The sequence below is a fragment of the Streptomyces sp. AC550_RSS872 genome, assembly GCF_019049285.1.
In the GTDB taxonomy this organism is placed as follows: Bacteria; Actinomycetota; Actinomycetes; order Streptomycetales; family Streptomycetaceae; genus Streptomyces.
In genome coordinates this window covers 1-222 of the sequence record NZ_JAGMUL010000179.1, presented here as the reverse complement: position 1 = coordinate 222, position 222 = coordinate 1, and the positions used below count along the sequence as shown (strand labels likewise).

Genomic DNA, 222 nt, shown 5'->3' with positions numbered 1-222 from the left:
AGGTCGCCGGTGCGGTACATGCGGGTGCCGGGTGTGCCGTGGGGGTCGGCGGTGAAGCGTTCGGCGGTCAGGCCCGGACGCTGGTGGTAGCCGCGGGCCAGTTGTGGTCCGGCGATGTAGAGCTCACCGAGTGTCCCTGCCGGTACCGGGCGCAGGGCGGCATCGAGGACGTAGAGGCGGGCGCCTGGGAAGGGCCGTCCGATGGGGATGGGTCCTTCGGAG

Annotated in this window: 1 protein-coding gene; it reads right to left on the bottom strand. The window is 72.1% G+C overall.

From position 1 onward, the window contains the following. A partial coding sequence (locus KUM44_RS39700; protein WP_217214631.1) for an AMP-binding protein occupies window positions 1-222 on the bottom strand: 222 nt, incomplete at both ends.